Genomic DNA, 3,233 nt, shown 5'->3' on the forward strand with positions numbered 1-3,233 from the left:
TAGCCGACGGTATTTCGTTGGAAACACCAGATGATACAACAATACGCTTACATTGTGGCTCTTGTGTAAATAGATGCTCATGCATCTATTCTAATTCATTCGCCGCAAGCGGCGGGGTATCAGACCCTAAAAGAGAATGAATTATTTGCATGACGAGCGGCGTTCTATTCTGAAGACTAACCTTACCTTCAAGGGGGGGCATGGGTGAGGAAAGGGACTGACTAGAGGGTCATTGTATACTGTAGTGCTGTGAATCGAAAAGGAGGTCGTTATGAACAAGAGCGAAATACTAGCCTTGATCAATGCCAACCCGGCCTGTCATCTGGCCACGGCGGAGGGAGATACACCACACGTCCGCGGCATCCTGTTGTACAGGGCTGATGAGAACGGGCTCGTGTTTCATACGGGCACAACGAAGGATTTACACAGGCAGCTGTCCAAGAATCCCAGAGTAGAATTCTGTTTCAATGACTATCAGAGGAATATTCAGGTAAGAGTCAGCGGCGTTGTCAAACTGGTTGAGGACATGGAGTTGAAGAAGGAAATAGTGGCCAAGCGTGATTTCTTGAAGCCCTGGGTGGAGAAGGCGGGATACGAGATGCTTGTGATCTACCGTCTCAGGAAAGGTCAGGCCACAGTCTGGACAATGGAGACCAACTTCGCCCCTAAGACCTATATTGAGTTGTGAACCGCTTCGTCTCGGTGGACCGCCTCACGAGTGCGGATACCGGATTGAGCGAGCCAGGATTACCATTTGTTCCTACCAGATAGCGCTCTTAAAAAAACGCATGGTATGATATATTCACATATACACATCAAATAAGGCAGCTTCTCTTCCGGGTATTGCTTCTGCGCTGTCAGCAGTTCATAGCGCATCTGGTTCAAGATATGTTGGCTGCAAATCGGCCATCGATAAGGAGGTGAATTATGCCTGACGGTGCCGAATCTGGGGTAACCTCCCGGGCCGAACCACAACCGGCTATTGTGACAGAGGGTTTGTACAAGTCATTCGGGGCCGTGAAGGCTTTGGATGGTGTTGCCCTGGTGGTGCAGCCTGGTACCGTTATGGCGCTTCTGGGCCCCAATGGAGCAGGCAAGACCACGGTTATACGTATCCTGGCCACATTGATGCGGCCGGACTCCGGGCGGGCCGAGGTTCTGGGGCACGATGTGCTGCGTGAGGCGGTAGTAGTGCGCTCTCTCATTGGATTGACCGGCCAATATGCTGCTGTTGACGAAAACCTCACTGGTCGGGAGAACCTGGAAATGGTAGGTCGACTCTACCATCTTGGCGGGTCGGAGGCCCGAAAGAGGGCCGGCGAGTTGCTGGAGAGCCTTGATCTCGCCGAGGCTGCCGACCGTGGAGTGAAGACATACTCTGGAGGGATGCGACGCCGCCTCGACCTGGCGGCCAGCCTGGTAGCACGCCCGCCGGTGTTATTTCTGGATGAGCCAACTACCGGCCTTGATCCAAGGAGCCGTATTGGCTTGTGGGATACCATCGCCGGTTTGGTCAAAGGAGGCACAACAGTGCTATTGACCACTCAGTACCTGGAGGAGGCAGACCGTCTGGCTAACCACATCGCAGTGATCGATCACGGACGCATCATCGAGCAGGGTACCCCGGAGTATCTGAAGGAATGCTGCGGTGGCGATGTTCTGCTGCAACTGCGTCTGTCAGACCGCAGTCAGACGGCGCTTGGTGCGGAGATACTGGCAACATTCGGTGATGGCAAGATCCGGGCGGATGCAGAAACGGGTCAACTGGAACTGCCTGTGGAAAAGGGAACCACGATCCTGCCGGAGGTGATACGCCGTCTGGATGCCCGCGGGGTTGCTATTTATGACATTGCACTCAGGCGGCCTACCCTGGACGATGTCTTCCTGTCGCTGACGGGTCGCACCGCGGAGGCTTCGTCTGAAGAAGGTACTGCAGTGAAGAAGGGCAGAAAATCCCGCTCTGAAAGGAGGAAGCCATGATGGGTGCCAGGGCTGCGACGCGATCTTCTGAGTTCAGGTGGATAATACCGGACACGCTGGTGATAACCTGGCGAAGTGTGCTGCGTTTTGTTCGTCTTCCTCAGTTGCTGGTCTTCTCCACCATCCAGCCGGTGATGCTGCTGTTGCTGTTCAACTATGTCTTCGGAGGTGCTATTAACGCCGGCGGGGTCAAGTATATTCAATATCTGTTGCCGGGGTTTCTGGTCCAGATAGTGGTCTTTGGGTCCACACAGGCCAGCGTCGGCCTGGCCGAGGACCTCTCGCGGGGCATTATCGACCGGTTCCGTTCGCTGCCAATGGCGCGGGCCGCTGTGCTTGCCGGCCGCACCCTGGCTGATACCCTGCGATACACCTTCCTGGTTCTGCTTATGGTCGCAGTGGGCTCTGCCATGGGGTTCAGATTCCATAATGGAATAGGCCCCGCTATCGCCGCCCCATTGCTGGCTGTCCTGTTCGGCTTTGCCTTCACGTGGATTTCGGCCTTCATTGGCATGACGGTGAAGGATGTGGAGACAGCGCAGGTTGCAGGATTTGTCTGGGTCTTCCCTATCGTTTTTGCCAGCTCCATGTTTGCGCCGGTGGATTCGATGCCCGGCTGGCTGCAGGCCTTTGCCAAGGTGAATCCGGTAACACCAACAACTGATACAATCCGGGCGCTCTGCTCGGGTGGCGAGATAATGTCCCACCTGTGGCAGTCGCTGGCCTGGATAGGCGGGATCCTGGTGGTCTTTGTGACTCTGGCCATCAGCCGCTACCGGCGGATTGCCTAGGCCTTGCCATGTTCACTGGTTGAGCGGTGGAATGAAGGCGAGCCGCATTGCCCGGCCTTCATTCGTCCTTGAAACCGTTGTCGAGGTGCGATCCGTCACAGAAGGGCTTGTTCTTAGAACCACCACACCGACACAGCGTGTAGTGTTCCGGACACGCCGGTTGTGAGTTCATATCATCCCGAAGTTCAATGCCGCCGACAACTTTAAGGGGGCCGTTCCTGCTGACCGTTATGGCAGGCTCATGTCCGAAGTCTCGGCAATGTTCGCCCCCGATCTTATAAGTCAAGGCTCCGGAAGGGCATTTCCTGATCGTCTTCATGATCTCATCAGAGCTGGCAGCGTCGGGATTACAGGTCTCGAAAACCTGAGGAAGGTCGTTTATGCATGACCTGTCACGGCAGCAGACGTCGGTATTGTCCACTATAGTGATGTCCTTGCCCACGTACTCATTTACCTGGCCGC

The 3,233-nt window shown here is 55.2% G+C and carries 5 protein-coding genes; 3 read left to right on the forward strand and 2 right to left on the reverse strand.

Features of this window, described 5'->3' with window-relative positions:
- On the reverse strand, positions 1-81 hold an 81-nt coding region (locus NTZ04_03995), incomplete at its 3' end, for an IS200/IS605 family transposase (protein ID MCX5991478.1).
- A gap of 190 nt (positions 82-271) precedes the next feature.
- Here NTZ04_03995 and NTZ04_04000 point away from each other — a divergent pair.
- The 3 genes from NTZ04_04000 (at position 272) to NTZ04_04010 (ending at position 2,771) form a co-directional block, all read left to right on the forward strand.
- Positions 272-688: a pyridoxamine 5'-phosphate oxidase family protein gene (locus tag NTZ04_04000; GenBank protein ID MCX5991479.1), complete on the forward strand. Its 417-nt coding sequence runs from the start codon at positions 272-274 to the stop codon at positions 686-688.
- Between the two features lie 239 nt (positions 689-927).
- The gene (locus NTZ04_04005; protein ID MCX5991480.1) at positions 928-1,980 is read left to right on the forward strand and encodes an ATP-binding cassette domain-containing protein; all 1,053 of its coding nucleotides are present in this window, start codon (positions 928-930) and stop codon (positions 1,978-1,980) included.
- Positions 1,977-2,771: an ABC transporter permease gene (locus tag NTZ04_04010; GenBank protein MCX5991481.1), complete on the forward strand. Its 795-nt coding sequence runs from the start codon at positions 1,977-1,979 to the stop codon at positions 2,769-2,771. Before NTZ04_04005 ends, NTZ04_04010 begins: the two co-directional genes overlap by 4 nt.
- 58 nt (positions 2,772-2,829) lie before the next feature.
- Here the strand turns inward: NTZ04_04010 and NTZ04_04015 are convergent.
- On the reverse strand, positions 2,830-3,233 hold a 404-nt coding region (locus NTZ04_04015), incomplete at its 5' end, for a CDGSH iron-sulfur domain-containing protein (protein MCX5991482.1).

It is taken from the genome of Chloroflexota bacterium, assembly GCA_026389585.1.
Classification (GTDB): Bacteria; Chloroflexota; Dehalococcoidia; order UBA2247; family RBG-13-53-26; genus JAPLHP01.